The sequence below is a fragment of the Pedobacter ghigonis genome, assembly GCF_903166585.1.
In the GTDB taxonomy this organism is placed as follows: Bacteria; Bacteroidota; Bacteroidia; order Sphingobacteriales; family Sphingobacteriaceae; genus Pedobacter; species Pedobacter ghigonis.
The window spans coordinates 31062-56834 of the sequence record NZ_CAESCM010000014.1 but is presented as its reverse complement, the minus strand read 5'-3'; the positions used below and the strand labels follow the sequence as shown (position 1 = coordinate 56834).

Genomic DNA, 25773 nt, shown 5'->3' with positions numbered 1-25773 from the left:
TTGTTGTTTGGCAAAGCCAAATGCTATAGATGGGGTTTGTACGGTACAGCCGGAAGGCCTGTTACGTTTAATTTTACCAAAAACAAGGAGCCGCTATGCGGGTATTTTTTTAATTCTTCCTCATTTAACCCCTCTTTTGCAGTAGTAATCAATAGCTGGTTCATCAGCTCGCCACCAAAAGCACAACTGGTAACATGAGGGGCATTAACTTCGATCTTTCCTATGCAGGTGCCATTGTGTGGATTATACCTGTTTACACAACTTCCTCCCCACATGGCCACCCAAAGCATCCCTTCATTATCGATACACATTCCATCGGCCAGCATATTAGGTCCGGGTATTTCTACCACAACCCTTTCGTTGCTGATGTTACCTGTAGTTAAATCGTAATCGAAAGCCTTAATGTGATACAAAAAGCTATCTATGTAATATAAAGTGCGGTTATCTGGCGACCAGCAAATCCCATTGGACACACTTGTGTTTTTTATTTTTTTTACCAGTTTACCGTTGTAACAATAAAGATTTCCGGCATGATGCCTGGCATTAACATGCATGGTACCTACCCATAGTCTGCCTAGTGCATCGCAGGCACCATCGTTACTCCGGTTTTCTTCATCCTCTTTAAATTTAATCAGGCTTTGCGTTTTACCGGTCTCAAAATCCAATAAAGCAATTTCGCCTTGTAAAGCCACTAAAAGTTTACCATCGGCAGCCGGAGCCAGCATACCGGGCATTTTTGTTGTTTTTTGGATAACCAACTTCCCGTTTAAAGGGTTACAGGTGCCAATTAGTTTACCTTTGATATCGATAAACAAAAACTTTTGCCATTCAGCATGCCAACGGGCACCCTCGCCTAAAGTTAAATCTGCCTTGTAAATTAAATCCGGCTTCCAAATCTCCATCATACATTTTATATCTTATTTCCCATCTCACATTTCCCATCTTCCATCATCCATCTCACATCTTCCCTCTCCCATGCTCCCTCTTCCATCTTCCCTCATCCATCATCCCTCCTACCTATCCTGCATCACCGCGCTTCTACCTCCATCAACCAAATAGGTAACACCCGAGGCAAAAGCAGCATATTCGCTTGCCAAAAACACGCACCAACCGCCAATTTCTTCTACGGTGCCGATCTTTTTTACTGGGTGAAGGTTTACGGTGCGCTGTCTTTCCTCTTCCGGATTTTCGAAACCATTAAACCATTGCTGATTGCCCGGTGTGTCGATAAAACCAGGTGCAATGCCAACCGTTCTGATGCCTGGGCCCCATTCTATAGCCAGGCTCCTAACCAAACCCGTTAGGGCAGTTTTAGCCACACTATAAGGTGCACAGCCCGGTATACTGGCGTAGGCATGGTTGGAAGCCATGATGATGATTACCCCTATATTTTGTGCCAGCAGTGGTTTACAGCTTTTGGCGAGTCGCCAATGTGCGGTTAGGTTTAAATCGAGGTTAAACTGCCAGTCTTTTTCGTTACTGTTTGCTAAACCGGTAAATACATTTTGCCCTGCGTTAGAAACTAAAATATCCAGCCGACCGTAATCGCTGGTAATATCAGCAACCAGATTTTCAATCTCTTCTGCTGCTGCCATATCCGCTTTAAAATAATCGGTATGGGCATCATAAGATTCCATTTCGGCCAAAAACCGCTGGGCTACATCACTCGTTTCGCTTTGCTCTGCACATCCAATTACTGTGCAGCCGGCTTTGGCCATCATTTTGGCAATCCCCAAACCAATACCCGAGGTAACACCGGTTACCAAAGCTATTTTTCCTTTTAAATCTATCGTTAGTGCCATAATATCAATTAAACATAAAAACCTGCCCTGGGTGTTAAAATTCCCGGGTGTTTTTCCATTTCTTCTTCAATTAAATCTACCCCTAAACCTGGTCTTTCGCTCAGTTTTAAATGGCCGTTCTGCACCATATCTGCGATGGGGTGTGTAATGATTTCATCGCGCCACGGCACATCGTTAAACATAAATTCCTGCCTGAAAAAATTAGGCACCGAAGCACAAACCTGCGCCGAAGCCAGTGTAGAAAGTGGTCCGTTAGGGTTATGCGGTGCCAGCAATACATTATAAGCTTCCATCATGGTTGCCATGCGTTTCATCTCTGAAGGACCTCCGCAGCGGGTAATATCGGGCATCATTACATCGCAAATGTGTTTTTCCAGCACATCGCGAATACCATGACGGGTATAATGGCGCTCGCCCACGCAGATGGAAACATTTGCCGGAATCCTGTCGCGCATGGCTTTTAAAGTATTGGCATTTTCGGGTCCTGCTGGTTCTTCGTACCAGGTAATATTGAGTTCAGAGAGCCTTTGCGCCATGGTAACGGCTACACGATAATTGAGCATGGCATGGGTTTCGATCATGATATCGCAATCAGGACCAACAGCATCGCGTACGGCTTTGCTTACGTTAAATGCCAGATCTTGCTGAGCTGCTGTGAGCTGCAGGTTCGACGATAAATCTTCGCCATACAAATAATTGGTATGAGCAAAGGGATCGAATTTTAAGCCGGTAAAACCAGCTGCTTTAACTTTTAGTGCCTGCTCAGCATAATCTGCTGCATTGTGGCCGCCACCCGTAAACCAGTAATTGGCATAGAGTAGTATATCTTTCCTAAAAGCACCTCCTAATAATTCGTAGCAGGGTACGCCCAACACTTTTGCCTTTAAATCGAGCAGTGCCATATCGATACCACTGATGGCGCACATACTGGCACCAAATGGCCCCATCCAGTTTAGATCGCGGTACAGTTTAGTCCAGATAAAATCGGTTTTCATCGGGTCTAAGCCAATAATGCGCTCACCAACATGTTTTGCTGCTTCGAAAACAATGGGGCTGCCCGGCCAGTTGGTGGCTTCGCCCACTCCGGTGTGACCGGTATCGGTATATATTTTTAATAATGTCCAGTTGTACTTTACACCTTCAACCAGCCATACTTTTACATCTGTTATTTTCATTTTTGTGTTTTTATTTTAATCGATTCCCCTACAGTACGTGCTGTCGGATGTTACCATCCGATAGTTTCTCTTTTCTTTGTCTGCCATAATTCGCACCCTTATGGCGATCGTTGTAAGATTGCTTCGTCGGCTGAAAAAGCCTTCTCGCAATGACGATTTTTATAGCAACCTAAATTTAACACTTCCTTTCAGTGTTTTACCCTTAATATTGATGCGGTTATCGGTAAAGGGACTGCCATAAAACGGCTCTGAACCATTATTCGAATAATCGGCTATCAATAATTGTATTTTTTCGTCCTGTAGCCAGCTGCGCGATGCTTGCTTGCCATCTGATTGGATAAGCAGGCGGCTATGGCCATCGCTCAATTGAGCCTGTAGAACCTGCTGTTTGGTCGACCTGAAGTCGTTCGATCCCATTTCGTTGGCATCATCTTTCCAAAGCTTAGCGCCAGGTTTCCCAAATTCTTCTACAGCAGGTAACCATCTGGCATTTAATTTCGCTGTTCCCTTATCGCGGGCAATATCTTCCGGTGCATAAACGCTAAACTCACCTTTACGTTTCCAGTTTAATTCATCGAAAGTTTTAGGCAGCTGAAAAATCATTCCGTATTGATAAGGTTTTTCGAGGCTTGTTTTTACTTCGTAATCTACGCGGGTATTGCCATCACCAGAAAAGGTATAAGTTAAATTACCTTCACCATTGGTGTAAGTAGTTTTTATCGTGAAAATAATTGCATCAGCAGTTTGATCTGCCTTAATTGTATTGGCAAAAATGGTGTATAGCGGATAGTTTTTAACCGGATAAATATTATTCTGATAGGTTTCGCCTGCTACGTTGGGTTTGCCCCCATCTTCGCTGTTCATGGTTACCACACCAAAAACAGGTCCTTGTGTTAAAACTTGTTTGCCTTTAATTGTTGCACCGGATATGATACCGGTAATTTTGCTAATGGTATAATTTACATCGCCCTGAGTTATCAAATAGGCCATTTCGTTTTCAGTAAATGATAAGGCAACCTTACTGCTTTGCTCCTTTTCTTCCGCAGGTTTTAAAACAATCAACTCTTCATTTACGATGTTACCTGAAGGATCTTTAAATGAAATATAAACTTCTTTAGTATCGGCTTTTACAGGTACCTGCAATGTGCCTTCGCCATGTGGTTTAATGGCCGAGTTTAAATGAATCGCCTCACCATCAACCTTTGCATTTATTTCTACATCGCTCAAAGAGATAAAATCGTGACGGTTTTCTATCTGCAATACCAATTTACCATTTTTAACCACCGGTTGAAAAATGTTTTTAACTACTACAGGTGAGTAGGCTTTTTTCATGCCCCAGTACTCGGGCTTTAACCTCCTCCAGGCATCAATCGGCCCCCAGGGTCCATAGCCTACAATACTGCCATCGGGCAGGTGAAAAGTATCATCAATACCGCTCCATATGGCACCACCTAAATTTCCTTTGTGCACATACATGCTATCGTACATTTTAACCAGCGATGGGCCGAAACTTGCCCTTACACCCGGATCGGTTAACAACTCGCGGCGGTTATACGTACTTAAATGCGCATACTCTCCAAATAAAACAGGCCTCTTCATGGTATCAGTAGCTTTCGGGCCGTTAATACCCGGATAATGGTAATTGGCAATATCAACCTTGTTACCCCCATTGTTAAAACCTCCCCAGCATTGATCGTGGAATGAAATGGGGCGCGTAGGATCTAATTTTTTCGCCTCGCGGTAAACTTTATCCCATAGGGGGCTCCAGTAACTTTCGTTACCCAGGCTCCATATAATTACCGAAGGGTGATTTTTAGCTGCCTGCATTTTTTCGATATTGGCGGCCAGCATGTAGGGGTAGAATTTTTCGTCTTTATAATTCCACAATTTCCAGATCGGAGAAGCTCCGTGCTGAATCCAGGTTAAAGAGCTTTCGTTCTCTACAAACAAACCAATACTATCGGCTATGGCTAAAAACCTTTCGCTAGGCGGGTAATGCGAGGTGCGGATGTAATTGCAATTGGCCTTTTTAAATAATTCGGCATCTTTTAATTCCAGCTCATCGCTGATGGCGCGGCCGGTTAGCGGATGTACCGAATGACGGTTTACTCCCCTTAATTTTACAGGCCGTCCGTTTACCATTAACTGGTTTCCGTTTACCCTAACTTCTCTGAAGCCTACTTTTTGCCGGTTGGTTTGAACAGGCTTTCCGTCTATCAACAATACCGTTTGCAAATTGTAAAGGTATGGCCGGTCGGTATTCCACTTTAACGGATTTTTAACCGTAAAACTGTTTTCTGGTATTTTTTGTGCTGTTGCGGCACCAACCTGCTGTGCTGCTGTTATTTTAACCAGCACAACCTTGCCGCTGTGGTCTGTTAATGTGTAGGCCAGTTGTATCGAACTATTTCGCTGGCTTTTGTTATCGATAGTGGTATTTAGTATTAAAGTAGCATCTGTGAATTTTTCGTTTAAATTGGTAATTACGGTGAAGTCAGAAATATTTATTTCTGGCAGGGCAAACAACGTTACATTACGCAAAATACCACCAACGGTATGTACGGCATATTGCGAAGTACAGGCTAAAATATCGCTGATGGTATTGGCCTGCACTTCAACCTGCAGTAAATTTTCACCACTTTTAAGGACATCGGTAATATCTATTTCGAAAGGAACAAAACTACCTTCGTGTTCGGCTAATTTTTTACCATTTACTTTAACTATAGCATGCGAACTCACGCCGTCAAAACGCAATTTAATGCGGTTGCCCTTCCAGTTTTGAGGTACTGAAAAAATTTTGTTATAGGTTGCTGTTTCTCCGGCATTTACGGTATAGCCTTGCATTACCCACTCTCCCGGTACTTTTATAGCAGAAGTTTTAGTGCTGTGGCCTGCAGCAAAAAGCCACTCCCCGTTCAATGAAATAGCTGTTTTGCTATTGCCCTGTGTAACCGAAGGCATGGGCGATAAAGTACTGGCTATACCACTGTTTTGTGCCAGAAGTGGTAAAACTGTACTGTATATCAAAGCAAGCGTAAGTAATATTTTACGCCCTGTTTTATGGTTGTTAATTTTATTTAGGGTCATGATTGTTTAATTCTATTATTTAGTCGTCTTTTCGACTGGAGCGTAGCGGAATGGAGAAATCTTAGCAATTATTCATAAACAAAGATTCTCCCCACCTGTACAGGCAGGCACTCTGGTCGAAATGACGGTAAACTTCCTATCTCAACTGAAGTATAACACTATCCTGTATTACATCACCTACTTTTAGCGGCCGGTCCATTTTTTCGGCATGCCCCCTAAAAAACCTTTCGGCTCCCATGTTGCTATAGCCAGCTACCAGGGCTTTAATTCCCGCCGTTTCTTTCCATGCCCTGAAGTGCTGCTGTCCGTTAGCTGTTATTTTAAAAGAAGATGTTCCATTACTTAAAGTTGCTTTGTTAATATACATTTTTGTTGAACGGAAATCGTTGGTACCCAAATCATTTCTATCTAAACTCCATGGTGTAGCTGGTAATTTATTCGGGCCAGCAGGTCCAGATATTTCATTGACTGAGTTTAACCATGCTTTACCCACAGGCCTGCCAATATGATCGGCCGGGTAATAATCCCATTGGGCATTCCTGTTCCAATCCAGTTCCTGAAAGCGCTCTGGCAAACCAAAAACCAGGCCCCACTGACGGGGATTAATCTCTTTTTGAATGGTGTACTTATAATCGATTTTGACGGTACCATTAGCTGAAAAAACATAATTGGTAGTACCACTGGCTTCGCTGTAAGCATCGGTTACAATGAGGGTAAAGCTATTTTTAGCTTTAAGCAGCTTGATATCTCTTACAATACGGTTTTTACATGCGCTGGTAAAAGGATCGAATTGCTGGCTGTCGCCTGTCATTTGTGTTCCTCTGCCCTCGCCTGTTAAGGGTAAGACCATTAGCCTTGCGCCAGTATTCCAAACCGTTTTACCATTTTGGCTAACCTGTTCTACATCCCCACTGGTTAAATTGACCTGCACCTTTACGCTACCATTTTTGGCGGTTAAAGTATTAGCGCTTTGGCTATAGCTCCACTGCTCGCTCACCGTTTTTTGCGCTGATGTTAGGTCGGTAATGGTGGGCACAACAGCAAACTCGTAAATATCAATCAGTACGCCCCGTGGATCGTAGACCTTAACATTCATTTTATCTGCCGCAGCTGGTTTTTTAGGCACTGCAACATTAGCTGTCGTTTTACCATTCCTTTTTAAATCGGCTGTAATTAAACCACTTTCACCTGCCAAACTCCAGGCTATTTTACATTCGTTGAGGTTACTAAAGAGTAATCTGTTTTCCAGTTCGATGGCTATTTTACCATCATTCCAGTTAGCTGCGAGTTTAATTTTTACCGGCGAATAGATTTTTTTCATGTGCCAGTATTCTGGTTTTGGTCTTCTCCAGCCATCAAGCGGTCCCCAGGTACCATAACCTACTGTTTTGCCATTGGGTAAAAAGAAAGTATCGTCAATACCCGCCCAAATGGCACCGCCTAAAACGGCATCGGTACGGTACATGTTCTCCCACATGCTTTCAAAACCAATTCCCCATGCATCGCGCACGCCCGGATCGGTAACCAGCTCCAAACGGTTATAGGCATTTAAGTGTACATACTCGTCAAAAACGATCGGGCGTTTGTAATTGCGGTAAGTTTGTGGTCCTGTTGGTCCGGGATAATGGTGATTGGTAATTTCCAGATCGCCGTCATCGGCATCAGGTCCGTATTGGCTAAAGTTGCGTGGGCGGGTTGGGTCGAATGCTTTAATCAGCTTAGCGGTCTCTTTAAAATACTCTTTGTATTTACCACTTTCGTTCCCCATCGACCAGATTAATACAGAAGGGTTTGACCTGAAATAATTTACCATATCAACAGTCTGATCAACCATCAGGGTTTGGTAAATTTCAGTACCCGCAGGCACCGCAGTATTTTCGGCCCAGCAAAAAGGAGCTTCTACTTCTAAAAACATCCCCAGGCGGTTGCAGGCATCAATCAGTTCTTCGGCTGGCGGATAATGTGAGGTACGAAAATAGTTTACATTGCCCTCCCTGAAAAGCTCCACATCTTTCTCCCACATATTTTCGCCTACGGAGCGGCCACGTAAAGGCATGGTTTCGTGGTGACAGATACCACGCAGTTTGATGGGCATGTTGTTTACAAAAACCCGGTTACCCCTCACTTCTATCTGACGGAAACCAATGCTTTTGGTAATTACATCTTCGGTTTTACCATCCTGTATAATACTCAGTTTTACCACATACAAATTAGGGTGTTCGGTATCCCATTTGGCTGGTTTTGCCACATCGAAACTGATGTTTTGCTGCAAATATTCCCCTTTGGCAATAGCTTTATCGAGTGTAATTGTTTTTTCGGTAACCAGCGTTGTTCCGTCGGCCTTAAACAACGAGGCCTTGAGGCTCAGGTTATTTGTTTTCACATCCTGTTCGTTAGCAATAATTACATCAGTGCTGAGCTTAGCATTTTCGTAGTTTTTATCTAAAATGGTTTTAACATCGGCATAGGCAAAATTTACAGGCGCCAGGGCCATCAGGTACACTTTTCGTGAAATGCCACCCAAAGGATGTACGGCATAGGTAGATGCGCTGGCCAACGAATCGGCTTTGCTTTCTGATTTTACTTTTACCAATAACTCGTTGCTGCCACCCCATTTTACCACGTTGTTAATATCGATTTCGAAAGGTGTAAAACCTCCCAAATGCGATGCGGTTTTCTTGCCATTGACCCAAATTTCGGCATCGCTGTATACCGCATCAAAACGGAGTTTAATGCGCTTGCTTTTCCAGTTGGCAGGCACTTCGAATGTTCTCTGATAACCCGCAAAAACTGATTTCTTTACTTCAAAGCCCTGCATTACCCATTCGCCGGGCACCTGAATGTTTTTATCTGCAGGTTGTGCATTGATATCAGCCGAAAACTTCCAGGTACCATCCAAAGCAATTTTATCTGGCTGTTTCGAGGCAGCTGGCGAAATCCGGTTGATTTTCAACACCTGTTGATCGGTGCTGGTATAATTTATCTTTTGGATCTGCGCCTGCGCCACAGCAGCCAGCATCGTTAAAACGGTAAATATTTTATAAAATAGTTTCATTTGTGTGTTTGTTATGATTAAAATATATTTACATAATACCGTATTTATCGAATGCCTCTTTGGCACTCATGCCTTCCAAAATTTTCTTCTGTACCATTTTTTCGCCTCTGGCTTTTTCAAGTGCACGTGATATCACTTCTGCCTCGTGCTGCTTTGGCACAATACAAACCCCATCTATATCGCCCACCACGATATCGCCGGGATTAACCAAAACGCCTTTGATTTCGATTGGTACCCTAAAATCGATTACCTTGCCACGGGGTGCCTGGTCTTGTGCATAATTGCCGTAAGAAAATGAAGGAAAATTGAGGTGTAATATCCCTCTGGTATCTCTCGAATAGCCATCAACCACTGCGCCTGCAGCACCTAAAATCTTTGCACGCGTACTCATAAGCTCGCCCCACAAGGCATAGGTTGGCGATGCTCCTGAACAAATGTAAACCTCATCTTTTTTCAGGTCATCGAGCGCCTCGAGCATTAAACCAAATGGCTTTTTAAGGATGGGGTTACTGCTTTCATATGCCGCGCATTCTAACACATCTGCCTCGAGCACGGTCATCGCCCTGCCTGCAACAAACATATCCGCACGTAAAGGTTGTATTTGTGGCGGCAAAAACTGGTGTAGAAGGCCCATCTTATCCATAATGTCGCCAATTACCGCAGTATAAAGTTCTGTTCTTATAATTTCAAAAAGCTCGTCGTCATTTTGCCATTCCATAGTATTCATTGTCATCAGCTTATTATGTATTGGGAGGTTGTATTTGTTTATGATTCAAAAATGGATAATTGGCAAAAAAAACCTTTAAGCATAGTTACCTACTTTTTAAACTTTTTTACCATAACAAAAGCGATTAAAGCAACAAAAAAGACAAAATAATTCACTTAGTAATCGAATCTCAGCTGATCATTTATGGAGATATCATTTAAATTTATGCAAAAAAATAGCGACCAGGATAAGCCTGGCCGCTACAATCATTGTGTGTGCATAAGTAGATGCATTTTATTTTAATATCCGCTGTTTTGCTTTAAAACACCTCTTGATAGATCTATCTGGGATTGTGGAACAGGCATTAGATACAATTTATCAGTCCACGTTCTAACTTGTATAGGTTTAACGGCATCGCTGATACTAAAAATGGATTTCATTACCTGTGGTGCAATTTTCCATCTTCTGATGTCCATATAACGTTGTCCTTCTATGGCTAACTCTACACGTCTTTCGTTTCTGATCAATTCTCTTAATGTTGTCTGAGTAGCATATTTAGTTCTGTCTACCACAGGCATACCAGCACGGGTTCTGATCTGATCTAAAGCGTCATATACCGATCCATCAGGCCCTGTTAATTCGTTCTTAGCTTCGGCATAGGTTAGTAAAACCTCAGCGTAACGGATCAGTATGTTATTGGCGTGGTTATCGATCTGGTCGCGGTAAATTTTTGGATCAACCATTTTACGTACACTGTAACCGGTTAAAGCAGTATTACCTGCACCTTCTGTCCATTTAAAGGCATAGCCATCTTCAATCGCATTCCAGGGGTTTCCGTCAAATAAAATACTGGCATAAAAACGGGGATCCCTGTTTCTATATTCGTTTTTAAATGCCGGATCTTTGGCTTTATACCATGCTGCACGTTGCGCTGGCGTGGGCGGCGTAATTAAATCGCCGGTTTTATAACTCGGGTAGCTATTTACCAGTTCTTGTGTTGGCGCAATAGAACCCCAGCCCCCTAAATCACCTGAAGGTAATAATGTGTTTAAGAAATTAGCATCTTGTTGCGGAATACGCTGTCTGTCTAAAATCACTTCCGAATTGCCTTCGTTTACCTGTTGAAACAAAGCTTCGTAGCTGCGTAAACCTAAACGGAATTTCTTCTCATCATCGGCATTGGCAAAATCTACCCATACACTATAATCATCTTTGGCGTTAAGGGCATCTTCTGCAGTTACTTTAAACAAACTGTAGCCTAAAGTCATTACCTGGCTTGCTGCATCAGCCGCCAGTTGCCACTGGCCTTCGTATAAGTGTGCGCGCGCTTTCAAAGCCAGGGCTGCACCTTTCGTAATACGCCCTTTTTCATTTGGTTTCCCACCACCATAACTTTGTGGTAAAATTTTAGCAATGGCATCCAGCTCATCTACTACAAATTTTAATACCTGTGCTTTTGGTGTGCGGGGTATATTTTCCTCGCCAAGCACAACCGTTTTAGTTTGCAAAGGCACATCGCCAAATTTGCAGATCAACCAGAAGTAGGCATTTGCCCTGATAAAACGAACCTCAGCTTTATAGCGATCAAGCAAAGCCTTGTCAATAACGGTTACTTTATCGGCATTATCTAAAAAATAATTGGCACGCCCAATTGCAGTAAAACCCCAGCCTGCATCTAGAGTAGAGTTTACATTACCTGACGATACGTCTGTTGCCGAACTTTCCCACGGATATTGTGCATGCGCGTTATCTGCAGCGGCATCATCGTATACCATATCATCGCCTGGCAACTGGTTGTAAACACCGTTTACAGCTAAGTAAACATCATTTGCATTTTTCCAGAAAGTAGCCTCTGACACCTGATTAAGGGGTGGTCTTTCTAAGAAATCCTTCTTACAAGAAACAAAAACACTTAATAAGAGTACACTTGTAACTATATATATCTTTTTCATTTTTCTAATCATTTTATAATCCAGCACTTAAACCAAACGACCATGTTTTAATACCCGGGTAACCTCCACGGCCTGAAGCAGATTCGGGATCGTAGTCGCCCAAACGTTTATCGGCCATGATGGTGAAAGGATTATTGGTTGTTCCATAAATTCTAAGTTTAGACAAACCAATTTTTTTTACAGCATTTTGAGGTAAAGTATAACCTAAAGTAATGCCCCTTACCCTGAAGTATGAACCATTAAACAGATAAAATGATGAAAGCTGATTGATATTGTGACCTGCATCTGCAGTTAATAAAGTCCTTGGAAAATCAGCATTTGGATCAGGATTTTCTTTTGTCCAGCGATTTAGCAACTGTACTTTTGCATTTGCACCGTTAAAGAAAGGTTGAGAAGCTTCCTGCCCCAAATAGGTCTTAACTTTAGCTACGCCATAAGTAAGGATATTAAAATCGAAACCTTTATAAGATGCGCTTAAATTAAAGCCATAGTTAACAAAAGGTACATCGTTACCAATGATTGTGCGATCGGCTGCATTAATTACATTATCACCATTTAAATCTCTGTATTTAATATCACCCGCTTTGGTACGGGCATCCTGAAAAGCGTGTCCTTTAACTTCATCATCGCTAACAAAAAGACCATCTGCCTGGTAGCCATAAAAAGATCCAAGCGATTCGCCAACTCTTTGAATATATGGATCAGGAAAGAGATCATTGTTGTTATCGCCAATTTTGGTGATTTTACTCTTAATTAAAGATAAATTACCACCTACACTAAACGTAAAGTCTTTACCAATGCGGTTATTATGGGTAACAGCCAGCTCGAATCCGGTATTACGGGTGCTTGCTGCGTTAGTAAAAGGTACTGTTAAAGGATAAGTTGCCAACGCGGCGTTACGCAATAACAGATCTTTAGTATCTTTAATGTAGTAATCGGCGGTAATGTCTAATTTACCTTTAAACAAGGTAATATCGGCACCGAAATCGGTCATGTATACTTTTTCCCAGGTTGTGGTTGGCCAAGATCCATCAGCTTGCCAGATACCGTCTTGTGCTGTACCTTCAAAGCTATACTGGAAGCCTGCGTTTAACCGGTTAAAATAGTTTCCTACAGCAACTACGTCCTGGTTACCCAATGAACCATAAGAGCCACGAAGCTTGAAATTATCAACCCAGGTGATGTTTTTCATAAAATCTTCTTTTGAAACTACCCAGCCTGCAGAAAACGATGGGAAAAAGGCCCGGCGTACATCATCACGGAAACGTGAAGAATAATCGATACGTGCGTTTACCTCTAACAGGTATTTATCATCAAAAGCATAGTTAAAACGACCAAACATTGAGCGCATAGACCACTCTTCGGCAGCAGTTCTGTTGGCTAAACCAAAAACACCGGCAATAATATCATCGCCATTGCTATCCGATAACACATCTTCTCCGTTACCCGAACCGTTGATAATGGTGCTTAAATCGTTGTTAGGAAAGTTTCTGCGGCCAATAAACGCACTTCTAAGCACATTACTTTCTTGCGATGCACCTACAGTTACCTTACCATAATGCTTGCCAAAAGTACGCTCGTAATCTGCAGTACCTTGTACGAGTAATTCTTTTCTTTTAACCCAGTACTCTCTTAAATCGTTCTGTGTACCTTGTCCGGCTGGTAATGCAATCGGATTTCCGGTTAAAAAGTTATTGATCGGAGTCATGGTATTGTTAAAGGCTGTACTGTTGTTGTTGGTAAACTTTAACGAAACCAATCCATTAATAGAAAGGCCTTTTAATGGCGTTAATGTAGCGTTGGCAGCAGTTTGCAATAAGTTATTGCGATTGCTTCCTTTTGATGATTCGGCGATCATGCGCGCCTGGTTACGGTATGGAATAGAGCTGCTGGCTACCGTTCCGTTATTTACCGAACCCCACTGGCCATTACTTTGGCGAAAAACACTAGTTGGCAAAGAACGGTTTAGCTCTGTCCACGATAAATTACCCAAACGATCGAAAGCCTGGTTAATGAAAGAGATGTTGGTACCTACCTTTAAAATATTATCTACTACTTTGGTTTCGGTATTTAGCTTTGCGCTAAAACGATCCTGGTCTTTATTTGGAATTAATGATTCCTGTGTTAGATAATTTAAACCTAAGTAACTGCTGGTGGTTTTACCAGGTGCATTGATATTTAAATTCACATCACTTTGTGGCGCACTCGATCTTAAAACTTCTTTGTACCAATCGGTATTTGGGTATAAATCGGGTTGAGAACCATTTCTGTATAATTCTATTTGTGCCGGTGTGTACATTGGGCTACGACCAACATTGGTTAAAGCCTCGTTATAAAGCGTAGTATAATCAACCGATCCTAAATATTTAGAGATGCGGGTAGGCGACTGCCAGCCATAATTGGCATTTAGCTCAATACTTACTTTATCACCTCCACCGCGTTTAGTGGTAACCATAATTACACCATTGGCCGCTCTCGAACCATATAGCGCTGCAGATGAAGCATCTTTTAGCACAGACATGCCCGAAATATCGTTTGGATTTAAGATGGCAAACTCCTGCGAACTGGCCGGGATACCATCAATAATGTAAAGTGGTGTACCTGCTCCTGCTAAACTGCTTCTACCCCTGATATTTACAGCGGTACCTCCAGTGGCACTGGCACTCACATCGCCAGGGCGTTGCAAAATGGTTAATCCTGGTGAAATACCTTGTAAAGCATTTTGAATAGAAGTTACCGGACGCTCTTTTAATTGTTTAGGGGTAATGGTAGCAACAGCACCAGTTAAACTCGATTTTTTCTGTGTACCATAAGCCACTACTACCACCTCGTTTAAGTCGTTAGTTTGAGGCACCAGTGTAATTTTTAAACTGGCAGCAGCTTTTACTTCCTGGGTTTTATAACCCATGTACGAAATAATTAATATGGCATCATCTGCTACGCCAACCAGTTTAAAATTTCCGTTTTCATCACTCGCAGCACCTTGTTCCTTACCTTTTACTTTGATGCTGGCTCCGGGTATGCCCTTGCCTATTTCATCTAAAATGGTACCGATTACATCAATTACTTTATTTACGGGCGTTTCCTGTGCTGTTTTATTGGCAGGAGCCACATTTGCAGGCCTTTCTTTCACCACAATGGTGTTGGCCTGTATAGAATATGTTAAGGGCTGATCTTTAAAACACTGGTTTAAAGCTTCGGCCAGCGAAACGTCTTTAACATCAATACTTACAGCTTTTGATTTTTTTAAATCGCTCTGGATGAAAAACACATTAAAACCGCTTTGGCTTTTAATGGCTTTGAGCACTTTTTGTAGGGATGCGTTTTTCTCGTTAAGCGTAATGTTCTTTTGCGCGAAACTGCTTGCATTAACGTGTAAAAAAGCTACAAAAAGTAATAGAATGGTTAGCTTCATGGATAACAGAATTTTATGCTTTATACTGCCCGCGCGGTATAAATTAAAATCGTAAATTTTCATACATTTGTTAGGTTTTGGGTTGATATAAATGCCTATAGCTGTTGCTATTGCATTTACAATGTTTTAACTATTTGGTTATCGTTGGGACATTTTTTTAATCCAAAGCTTTAAGCGGGTTTCGATTGCAGTCGAAATCCGTTTTTCCGGATTAAAATTTCAGTGTATTACTTTATAATTTTAATCCTCCTTCCTTCTATCTTAAATTTAAACTTATCAGTTGATTCTAAAATCTTTAAGGTTTCCTGCAGGTTGTTGTGTTTAGAAAACGACCCGCCGAAATAAATGCCGTCAAAATTGCCTACATACTCGATTTCTACGTCGTACCAGCGGGCTAATTTTTGCATGGCTTCTTTAATGCCCTCATTGTTAAACATAAAGAAACCGTTCTTCCAGGCGATGTATTCTTCTACATCAACATTGTTAATTTCGAAATCCGAGCCATGAAAGATGGCTTGCTGGCCAGGTTTTAACAACCCGGTGGCCAAGGGACTAAAGTTTTTAACGGCTACACCACCTTCTACCAGCGTGGTTTTAATTTCGGGCTCATCGGCATAGGCACTCACATTAAAATGAGTTCCCAACACGCTGATTTCCTGTTTGGCTGTGCTTAACTTAAAGGGTTTGTTTTTGTTTTTGGCAACTTCAAAATAACCTTCGCCGGTTAAAGCTACTGTACGGTATTTACCGGTAAAGGCAGTTGGATATTTTAATGATGATAAGGCATTTAGCCAAACTTTGGTTCCATCGGGCAAAGTAACCTGATACTGGCCACCAGCCGGCGTACTGATGGTATTGTAGCCTGTGGCCTGCTGGCCGGCTTTAGTTTCAACTATGGTATAAACCAGCTGGCCATCGGCCGTTTTAGTAATTTTAATACCTTCCTGATTGGCTATAGTACCATTAACGGCTTCATCTAAGTTAATTTTAGTGCCATTGGCTAAGGTTAAAAACGCTTTATTACCACCTGGTTTAATTAACGCAGCTACATTATTTACGTTTTTATTAGCTTCACGCTTGCTTATGAGATACCAGCCAAAACCCAAAACCGCAATTATTGATGCCGCAACGGCCCAACGGGAGAAATAGCGGCGAGGCTTTATCTGCTCTTGCGTATCGATCTGCTGGTTAATGTTATTCAAAATCTTTTCACCTGTTAAACGATGCTCGGCTTCATCAATTTGCGCTTCATCTTCCAAGTTGTTTTGCGCCAATTGTTCATTGTACCATGATTCGAGCTCGAGGCGTTCTTCCCCACTGGCAGTACCGGCTATATATTTTTCTGTTAAACGTATTAATGCTGCTTTTTTCAATTTGCTGTGGTTTGGGTGTATGTACCTAAAACGAGGGGTATCCCCCAAAAGAATTTTAATTATTTTACAAGAAGCTATTTAACAGTGATTTATATTTAGTGCGCTTTCTAAAAAAATAACCATATAAGTCATTGAAGGAAATATAAGTTTATGTTTTAGAGGGTTATTTGTGGCTTACACTATATGTTAAATATTACCACTTTAGACACCTAAATTCACCTGAGGTATTTTTGTTAACAGAGTGCTATTCAAAAACATTCAGCTTAATTGTGCTTATATGCCTTAGGTGCTGAAAATCATTCGTCGTAAGAAAAACCATATAAGTCATAGAAGGAAATATAAGTTTATGTTTTAGTGGCGATTTTGGTGTATTACTGGTTGGGGACAGTAAATATTACCACCTTAGACACCTAAGTTCACCTGAGGTATTATATACGATATATTATTAGAAACTGGTTAAAAATGAAAAAAAATTCATTGGTCTATCAGGTGGGTGGGGACACCCACCTCTAGCGAAAGCTTTGGGCGGTGTCTCCACCGCCCATGTGATATTTCTAGAAAATTTAAACGGTCTCTTATTCGAAAATTTAGAAACATCCAGCTTAATTGCTCTTAGGTGTCTTAGGTGGTGAAAATCATTCGCCATATTAAAAACCATCATTGTTTTATTAATGGCTAAACACTATAAATCTTACCACCTTAGAAACCTAAGTTCACCTGAGGTTTTTGTTAACAGAGTGCTATTCAAAAACATCCAGCTTAATTGTGCTCACATGTCTTAGGTGGTGAAATAACTTAAGCATAAGCATTAAGATTCCCACTTTCGTGGGAATGACGATCCAGAAAGTTTAAATGTCTTAAATCAAAAGCATCTATCTTAATTGCCCTTAAATGTCTTATATGGTAAAAAAATGTTAATGGATGTAAAACTTATTTACCCCAGATGCCACCCAGCAGCAATATCGCCCAAAATAAAAATTCGCCCATATCGGTACGCAGGCGGCGCAGTGCAATGGTAATCTGATTTTCGACAGTTTTAGGTGAGATGTTTAAACGTGCGGCTATTTCTTTCACACTGAGGTGCTCTTTCCTGCTCAGGATAAAAATTTCTTTACATTTTTGAGGCAGCTGCTCAATGCTTTCATCTAAACGTTGTGTTATTTCCTTTTCGGCAAAAGCATTTTCTGCATTGTGGGCACTCACCAGCAAATCGGTATCGTGCAGTAAATCGGTGCGTAGTTTCCCATCCCTAATGGCTTTGAAAACCTGAAAACGGACAGCAGTAAATAAATAATTATTGAGATTATCGACTAAAGTGTACTCGCGTTTTAACCACAGACTTACAAATATTTCCTGAACAATATCTTCTGAGGCTTCCCTATTGCGTAAAATGTGATAAGCTGATAAATATAGCTTGCTCCAGTACCTGCTGTAAATTTTCTCGAACGCAGTCCGGTCATTGCTTTGCATATTGCTTACAAGCAAACTATCAGGCCATAGTTCCAGGTTATCAGGTTTCATTTTTTATAGGGAATAGCTTTTACAATGCTAAGCAAAAAAATTAAGGGTTCAATTTATATATTTTTCATCACTATTGTCTGACTAAAAAGACTTCAAACATTACCAGATGCAAAATTCGGTATTAAAAGCCACAGATTTGCAGATTTGGTGTAATCTCTAATCAAAATTATCCTTTGTTTTGCTATTTTAACATTCTCATTTGCTCTATTAAACGTACTCCTGAATCTGTTGTATCGGCCTTAACGCCTTGAACGTGCAGAAATACTTTCTGACACCATTTTACAATTGCATCTTTAGGGTATAGTTTCACCTGCTTATCAAGCCAAACCCTGGCTTCTTGTTTTTGCCCAAGTTTTTCCATTGCCCAGGCGGTTAACAATTGGTTTGCAGCGGTAAAATTGCTTACTGTATTTTCTATCTTAGGTTTAAAGCCGGTAACCTGTTGTAAGGCGGTTTTTGCAGCCTGTTGGTTGCCCATTTTCTGATAACACAGGTAATCCATCCAGTTTTCTAAACGCTCATCTATATTTTCGGCATAAGGCTTGCCTACCCCTAAATTTTGAGGCCATTTTTTAGCATCTGCAATCAGACGAAGTGCCTGGCCGTAGTGTTTAAGTTTTATTTCATTAATGGCTTGCATCAATTTCGCTTCACGGTATAATTCGCGACCAATGGTAGCGCCTTCGAAAGGCAGGATCTGAATCTGATCGAGCAGTTGTGCACAATCAGCATAACGCTTGTTCAGCAATAAAGCTTTAGCATAAAGCATCCCCATGATATAATTTCCAGTATTCGACTGGTAATAGGGCTCGATCGTTTTTAAGGCCTCGTTGTTTTGATTGTGGCTAAGGTAATATTCGCCCAAAAGCTTGGTATAACGCGAGTCGGCCCGATCTAAACTTTGTGCTTTTTTAAGATCGGCCAGCTCAGTGGCATCGATATGCATGGCGGCACGTGCAGCATAAAAAGGAGCAAAATCGGGAGTATTGCCACAGGCTTTAAAGAATGTTTTACTCAGGTTAAGCTGATTACGGTTTTGGTATAAAAGTGCCAGGTAATATTTGGGTTTCCAGCTGTTAAGTTGCTTATTCGCCCAAAGCAATACGGCCTCATCTTCTGAACGGAAAGGAAAAACAAAAGCCGCAGAAGCCTGATCGGCTTTGGCTAAAGCGGAAGCAAAAGACTGTCCTTTTTTATTTTGTAAAAATGCCAGCCAAAAATTTACCAAAGCATTATCGGGTGCCAGTTGAAGTACTTGTTCGCTTTCGTCGAAACGGCCCATCTGGTAATAATTAGCAGCCAATTCAAGATAGCTTTCAGTAGGTTGCTCATTGCGGATTGCTATTGTAAAACGGTTCTTGTTTTCTGCAGATGGCTGAATCAGGTATTTTTCAAAACGGGCGAAATCGCTAAGCGGCTCGAAAGCCAAAATGCTGTCTAAAACTGCTTTGGCCTCACTGATTTTATTTTGATGGCGGTAAGCAATGGCCTGCACCTGTAACGCCCCTATTTCGTAACGGTTAAAATCGATGGATTTAGTGGCATAATTTAAGGCCTTGTCCCAGTTTTTTTCGGCTAAATATAACTTACTCAACTCGCGGTAAGCCGGACTTTTAAAAGCCATGGTTAAACCGGCCAGATCAAAACCATCTTTGGCATCGGTGGCGTTGCCGAGCTGATTATTGATAATACCATAAAAATAATTTGCTGCACCATCGTGCGTATCAACACTCAAAGCCGTTTTTGCAAATGTTAAAGCTTCTTTATAGCGCATGTTGCGGTACATCAGTTCGGCCATTTGAACCAATGCCGGCACAAAACCTGGTGTTTTACCTAATGCAGCACTGAGTTTCTCTTCGGCCTGGGCATACATTTTCTGATCCATAAAGGCTTTGCCCTGCAGGTATAATCCATAGCCCGAGTTCCAGTCAAAATCTTTGGGCGAATCGAGCGGACGGCTTAGCACATCGGCATCTGGTTTAGATTCGTATTGCAGTTTATCACCTCCAAGTGTAACCCATAAATTGTTAACAGGGCCATCCATTTTTATAGAATCGGCAAAAGTTTGCAAAGGTTTTAACTTTACCCGCTTTGTGTAAATCACCTTTTCGCCCTGCTTAACCAAAAGGGTATCGGTTAGGGTTTGCACCGGATTTAAATAAATTTTCAACCAACCTTTTTCATATTTTACATTCAGGGCAGCATATTGGTTGGCTTTTACAAATCCTTTTGTTTTTAATACCGGATACCAGTATTCGGTCCAGGTATCAGTTGCTCCGGGCGTAAAACTTTTGTGTTTAAAGGGTGTAAAAGTGCTTTTTTCGGCCGTTTGGTTAAACAACCTGCCCGATTGGATTTCGGAGTATTGCCCGTCGGTATCGGTTAATAATTTTTCCCAGATCATGCCCTGATCGGCCAGCCCCCAGATCCAGATTTTTTTTCCGGCTTTATCATCGTGACTGCCATATCGGGCCATTCCAAAATCATCATCATGCCAGTAGGCACCAAAAAAATCCGTGTATTTTCCAAAAACATGGTACGATTTGTAGCCTCCAAAATTATTCTGTTCGTAAAAGGAAATGTCCTTACCATTCTCTTTATTAATTGGCCAGTCGCTGTGCTCTCCCTCATGCCCTAGGTAATGTGTACCGGGATAAATATACTGCAGGTTTCCTTTCACTTTTATCCCTGCGTTCATCCAGTGGTAATAGGGCTGATTTAAAGGTGTGGCATTATACCAAAACGATTTGGTTGTAAAGTAAGCGCGGTCTTTCGGAAGATTGATTTCCATTGTCCAGTTGGTTCGGGTTAACAAATCGAGTACGCCAATCACACAACTTACACTTCCATCGCTGTTTTTACGTGTTAAATAATCAACAGGGGTTACGGTATTGGGGGTATGTCCCATAATCCCATAGTTGGGCTCTATCCCGCCACTTGTCCAGGGGCCGCGCATGGCAATATCCCTGAATTTCACTACGTGGTTATCGTAAATAAACGATCGGCCTGTAGATTTTTCGATAGCCGACCAGATTTTGCCGCCAATTTCGGGCAATATGGTTAGTTTGATATAGTCATTTTCGAGGGTTACTACTTTCCATTCTTTTTGTATGGCTTTATCGGTAAATCCGTCATAACGGAAATAAGGGTAAATGTGCGTAAAGGCCGGTATAGGGTTCGGATCGGAAAAGGGATAGGTAGTAAATACCTGTTTATCTTCCTTAAAGCTGGCATTATTTTGTGCATAGGTACCGATTACCGCTATACAAACAGAAAAAGTTAGCAATAGTTTCTTCATTTGAAAATGGATTTGACCGGTTTAAAACAGAAGTGCTCAACGAGCGCTTAAAACCAATATAGTGTTTACTTCTTCCTGGTTTACAGCTGACTATTCAAGCGCAAGGCTATTTTGCACGGTAAAATTTGGTTAGGTGAGCCCGAAGATAAAAATTTCTGAAGAACCACAAGGAATGGAAATTAAATACAGGTTAATATCGCACAAATTGTGAAGTAAAATGAGCAGTTCTGATTGATTGGCAACCAGATATTATTTGTAAATTTAATTAAGCATCAATTGTCAATTCCTCCATTTTCCGCCAACCGGCGAGCTTAAGTGCATGCAGCACCAGAAGACCAATCGAGATTATACTGCTAAACCGTTCCTGAATTGGAGGCCAGATACCAATAAAAACGGGGCGTTACCGAAAAGCCAGATGAGTAGGAATAATTTCTAAACTATTTTATTATGCCCAGATATGTAATTGAACGGGAAATTCCCGGCGCAGGAAAATTAACCGCTCAGGAACTGAAAACCATTTCGAAAGCATCGTGTGGAGTGCTAAACAAAATGGGGCCACAAATCCAGTGGGTAAACAGCTATGTAACCGACGATAAAATTTACTGTGTTTACAATGCACCAAATGAGGAAATGGTACGCGAACATGCGCATTTAGGTGGATTTCCGGCTAATTCGATCAAAAAAGTTTCTGCTGTTATAGATCCGATTACGGCTGAGTAGTTTGAGGTTCGTGTAAATAAAGTTGTTTTTCACCACATAAGGCTTATAAGTGCATTTAAGTTTATAGGCTCATGAGGGAAATTATGCGATTGCTTAAGTCCTTCGACAGGTCACCATTGACAGACCCGATAGAAGAATCTTCATTTCGACTAGAGCCGGCCGGTTTTTCACTGGTGGCGGAATGGAGAAATCTATCGAGACAGATTTAGCTTCGCTGAGGACTGCGTGGTTCTCGACTGGGTTGCACTCCGCTAGAAATGGCGACTCCGAAGGGGCTGTCCACTAATATTGATTTTTACTAAATAAATTAACCCTCAGGGTTACAAACTATTGAATAAATGCAAATGTATGATTAGCCCAGGCATTAAGATTCCCGCGTGCGCGGGAAGGACGATCGCGTTAAAAAGAAGAAATAGCAATAACTCACCACCTTAGACATCTTAGCGCACCTGAGAAAAGGGAAATAAAGAAGCCTTGATCAAAATCAATAGCCAAAGCATTAGGGTTCCCGCATTCGTGGGAAGGACGATCGCCTTAAAAAGAAGAAATAGCAATAACTCACCACCTTAGACATCCTAGTACACCTGAGAAAGGGGAAATAAAGAAGCCTTGATCAAAATCAATAGCCAAAGCATTAGGGTTCCCCCATACGCGGGAAGGACGATCGCCTTAAAAAAAGAAGAAATAGCAATAACTCACCACCTTAGACATCTTAGCGCACCTGAGAAAAGGGGAAATAAAGAAGCCTTGATCAAAATCAATAGCCAAAGCATTAGGGTTCCCCCATGCGCGGGAAGGACGATCGCGTTAAAAAACAGCATGAGCTTACCACCTAAGACATCTTAGTACACCTGAGAAAAGGGAAATAAAGGAGCTTGATCAAAATTAATAGCCAAAGCATTAGGGTACCCGCATGCGCGGGAATGACGATCGCGTAAAAACGAAAACGGATCGTTGGCCTAGTCCTGCCACCCTTGTTATTGTTATTGCTAAGTCAGCTCTGCCTGGTGTGGCCTGATCTGAATGCGCACAAATTTAGAAGCAGGCATATTCGATTCCTTCACCACATTATTGATCGAAACCAGCACATTCGCTTCAGGGAAATAGGTTACAGCATTACCCTTAGGAACGGCATAGGGAACAACCAGAAAAAGCCGGGCTACCCGCTCAATACCATCATCGAAGTTAAAGAGATCAACTTTATCTTCGGCTTTAAATCCCTGTCGGTCCATATCCTGCTGATTCATAAATACTACCCGGCGTTCATTTTTAATACCCCGGTAGCGATCTTCCAAACCGTAAATGGTGGTATTAAACTGATCGTGCGTTCTGGTGGTGGCCATCAGATATTCATTTTCGGCCAGCATGTTCGATGGAACACCTGAAAGGGTAAAGGCCGCCCTATCTCCTGCTATTCCGGTGATAAACTTCCCATCGCGGGCAGCATTGGGTAAATAAAAACCTCCTTTTTGCCTGATGCGTTCATTGTAATTTTCAAAACCAGGTATGCATTTTTCAATTACATCGCGAATTTTATCATAATCATCAGCGAAGGATTTCCAGTCTACCACCGATCTTTCGCCCAGTGTTTCCATGGCCATTCTGCAAACAATATGCGTTTCGTTGAGTAACTGATCGGAAACAGGCTTTAGTATTCCTTTTGAAGATTGCACAATCCCCATCGAGCTTTCTGTACTGATAAACTGAGCGACTCCGTTAACCAGATCAATATCGCTGCGCGAGAGTGTGGGCAGAATCAGTGCTTCTTCTCCGTGCACCAAATGACTCCGGTTCAGCTTGGTAGAAACATGTACCGAAAGCCGGAGCTTACGCAAAGCCTCAGCTGTAAAAGTAGTATCGGGCGTAGCTGATAAAAAGTTGCCGCCCATGGCAAAAAGCACTTTAACATCCTGTTTGTGCATGGCCTTAATGGCGCTTACTACATTATAACCGTGTGCCCTGGGTGGTTCGAAACCAAAAACATCTCTGATCCTATCCAGTTGCTGCTGCGTTGGCCTTTCGTTAATGAGCATGGTACGGTTTCCCTGTACATTGCTGTGCCCCCTTACCGGACATACACCTGCTCCCGGCTTGCCAATACTTCCCTTCAACAGCAGAATATTTACAATTTCGCGAATCATATCCACGCCATTGGGTTGTTGGGTAAGCCCCATTCCCCAGGCAAAGATAATCCGCTTTTTATGCGCCAGTATTTCAACAACAGCTTCAATTTCGGCAACAGATAAACCTGCAGCTGCAGCAAGCTCATCGAGTTGATAATTTTCGAATTGTGCAAGGTAATCTGCTGACCCGCTTGTCTTCTCGCGGATAAACTCATGATCGAAAACCAGACCGGGTGTAAGCGCTTCTTCGCGCGCCAGCAACAGACCTATTGCTTTCAGCAAAGCCATATCCCCGTTTATTTTTACAGGCAGGTAAAGGTCCGAATAATGTTCGCCAATGCCCAAAATGCCATTCAGGGCCTGTGGATTCCGGAAACCCATCAGCCCGGCCTCTGGCAGCGGGTTAATGGCGATAATTTTTGCCCCGTTATTTTTACCCTTCTGCAAGGCTGTCATCATGCGAGGTGCATTGGTTCCGGGATTATGGCCAATCACCACAATCACCTCTGCCTGATAAAAATCGTCGAGTTTTACTGTACCTTTTCCGATGCCAATGGTTGGTAAGAGTGCCGTGCCCGAGGTTTCGTGGCACATATTAGAACAATCGGGCATGTTGTTGGTACCAAATTCTTTTGCAAAAAGCTGATAGAGGAATGAGGTTTCATTACTGGTACGCCCAGAGGTATAAAAAATAGCCTCGTCTGGAGAATTAAGTGCGTTTAAATGCGCCGCTATTTTTTTAAAGGCATCATCCCAGCTTATGGGCTGATAATGTGTACCTCCTTTGGGCAAAAACATGGGCGAAGTAAGCCGTCCTTTCTTCCCGATCTCGAAATCGGTTAACCTCGCCAGGTCTACAACCGAATTTTCGGTAAAGAACGCTTCGGTAACTTTTTTTGAAGTCGCCTCTTCTGCCAGTGCCTTCACGCCGTTTTCGCAATATTCGCCAATTGGCGAACGTTCATCATCCGGATCGGGCCATGCACAACTGGGGCAATCGAAGCCACCGTTTTGGTTCATGCTAAATAAAGCACGTGTGCCGCGAAACGGGATCCCTTCCTCAATCAGATCGCCAAAAGCCGCCAATACCCCGGGAATGCCTGCAGCCCAGTTTTTGGCCGGTGTATATTTCAAGTTGAGTAATTTCTCTGGATTTTCGGGATTGGGCACTACTTTTAGCTTTTTCATTTGTTCGGACTCAAAAGTGGGTGGGGATAATGATCGCGCTGGTCTTCTTCAACATTGTCCAAACAGGTAAAATCTTTCTCCAGCATAATACTGAGTGCACCTGATGTGTCTTTATAACCAACTTTATCTGTCGATTTCCATTCGGCGAGCCAGGCTTCAGGAAACCTGAGGTTAATTTCATCACCTATAAAAGTAGCCGAAAGCGCATCATCATTCGTACAGCTGATGCTATAGATGAGCTTGCGGTTGCCAAAATCTACGGTTTCAGACAAAGTGTTATTTGCAGAAAGGCCTTCTACTTCCGGGCGCGTTAACCTGTATCTGATAAAATTGCCTTTAATTCGTATTTTCATGTCTG

At 42.1% G+C, this 25773-nt stretch carries 14 protein-coding genes; 1 reads left to right on the top strand and 13 read right to left on the bottom strand.

The features are described 5' to 3' along the window. Positions 1–23: 23 nt before the first annotated feature. From HWV58_RS18645 to HWV58_RS18595, 11 genes are all read right to left on the bottom strand, one after another. Positions 24–905 (bottom strand): SMP-30/gluconolactonase/LRE family protein, encoded by an 882-nt coding sequence (locus HWV58_RS18645; protein WP_175635536.1) that lies wholly within the window; start codon positions 903–905, stop codon positions 24–26. Between the two features lie 108 nt (positions 906–1013). Beyond that, positions 1014–1802 (bottom strand): SDR family NAD(P)-dependent oxidoreductase, encoded by a 789-nt coding sequence (locus HWV58_RS18640; RefSeq protein ID WP_175635535.1) that lies wholly within the window; start codon positions 1800–1802, stop codon positions 1014–1016. A gap of 8 nt (positions 1803–1810) precedes the next feature. Continuing rightward, on the bottom strand, positions 1811–2977 hold the full coding sequence (locus HWV58_RS18635) for a mandelate racemase/muconate lactonizing enzyme family protein (RefSeq protein ID WP_175635534.1): 1167 nt from the start codon (positions 2975–2977) through the stop codon (positions 1811–1813). A 159-nt stretch (positions 2978–3136) separates the two neighbouring features. Continuing rightward, positions 3137–6064, bottom strand: coding sequence for a glycoside hydrolase family 2 TIM barrel-domain containing protein (locus HWV58_RS18630; protein WP_175635533.1), 2928 nt, complete (start codon positions 6062–6064; stop codon positions 3137–3139). A 136-nt stretch (positions 6065–6200) separates the two neighbouring features. Next, positions 6201–9119, bottom strand: coding sequence for a glycoside hydrolase family 2 protein (locus HWV58_RS18625; RefSeq protein WP_175635532.1), 2919 nt, complete (start codon positions 9117–9119; stop codon positions 6201–6203). A gap of 28 nt (positions 9120–9147) precedes the next feature. After that, positions 9148–9846 (bottom strand): RraA family protein, encoded by a 699-nt coding sequence (locus tag HWV58_RS18620; RefSeq protein ID WP_235972766.1) that lies wholly within the window; start codon positions 9844–9846, stop codon positions 9148–9150. A 278-nt stretch (positions 9847–10124) separates the two neighbouring features. Then, positions 10125–11777, bottom strand: a complete 1653-nt coding sequence (locus tag HWV58_RS18615; protein WP_175635531.1) for a RagB/SusD family nutrient uptake outer membrane protein — start codon at positions 11775–11777, stop codon at positions 10125–10127. 13 nt (positions 11778–11790) lie between these two features. After that, positions 11791–15255 (bottom strand): TonB-dependent receptor, encoded by a 3465-nt coding sequence (locus tag HWV58_RS18610; protein ID WP_175635530.1) that lies wholly within the window; start codon positions 15253–15255, stop codon positions 11791–11793. Positions 15256–15419: 164 nt separating this feature from the next. Then, a complete protein-coding gene (locus HWV58_RS18605; protein WP_175635529.1) occupies positions 15420–16565 on the bottom strand; it encodes a FecR family protein in 1146 nt (381 codons plus the stop codon). 930 nt (positions 16566–17495) lie between these two features. Then, positions 17496–18086 (bottom strand): RNA polymerase sigma-70 factor, encoded by a 591-nt coding sequence (locus HWV58_RS18600; protein WP_175635528.1) that lies wholly within the window; start codon positions 18084–18086, stop codon positions 17496–17498. 181 nt (positions 18087–18267) lie between these two features. Next, positions 18268–21384, bottom strand: coding sequence for a DUF5107 domain-containing protein (locus HWV58_RS18595; protein WP_175635527.1), 3117 nt, complete (start codon positions 21382–21384; stop codon positions 18268–18270). Positions 21385–21831: 447 nt separating this feature from the next. Between HWV58_RS18595 and HWV58_RS18590 the strand changes: the two genes are divergently transcribed. Then, positions 21832–22104 carry a DUF4242 domain-containing protein gene (locus HWV58_RS18590; protein ID WP_175635526.1) on the top strand — a complete coding sequence of 91 codons (273 nt, stop codon included), beginning with the start codon at positions 21832–21834 and terminating at the stop codon, positions 22102–22104. Positions 22105–23093: 989 nt separating this feature from the next. Here the strand turns inward: HWV58_RS18590 and HWV58_RS18585 are convergent. After that, on the bottom strand, positions 23094–25415 hold the full coding sequence (locus HWV58_RS18585; RefSeq protein WP_175635525.1) for an FdhF/YdeP family oxidoreductase: 2322 nt from the start codon (positions 25413–25415) through the stop codon (positions 23094–23096). Then, positions 25412–25768 carry a DUF7009 family protein gene (locus tag HWV58_RS18580; protein WP_175635524.1) on the bottom strand — a complete coding sequence of 119 codons (357 nt, stop codon included), beginning with the start codon at positions 25766–25768 and terminating at the stop codon, positions 25412–25414. Before HWV58_RS18580 ends, HWV58_RS18585 begins: the two co-directional genes overlap by 4 nt. Between the last annotated feature and the right edge of the window lie 5 nt (positions 25769–25773).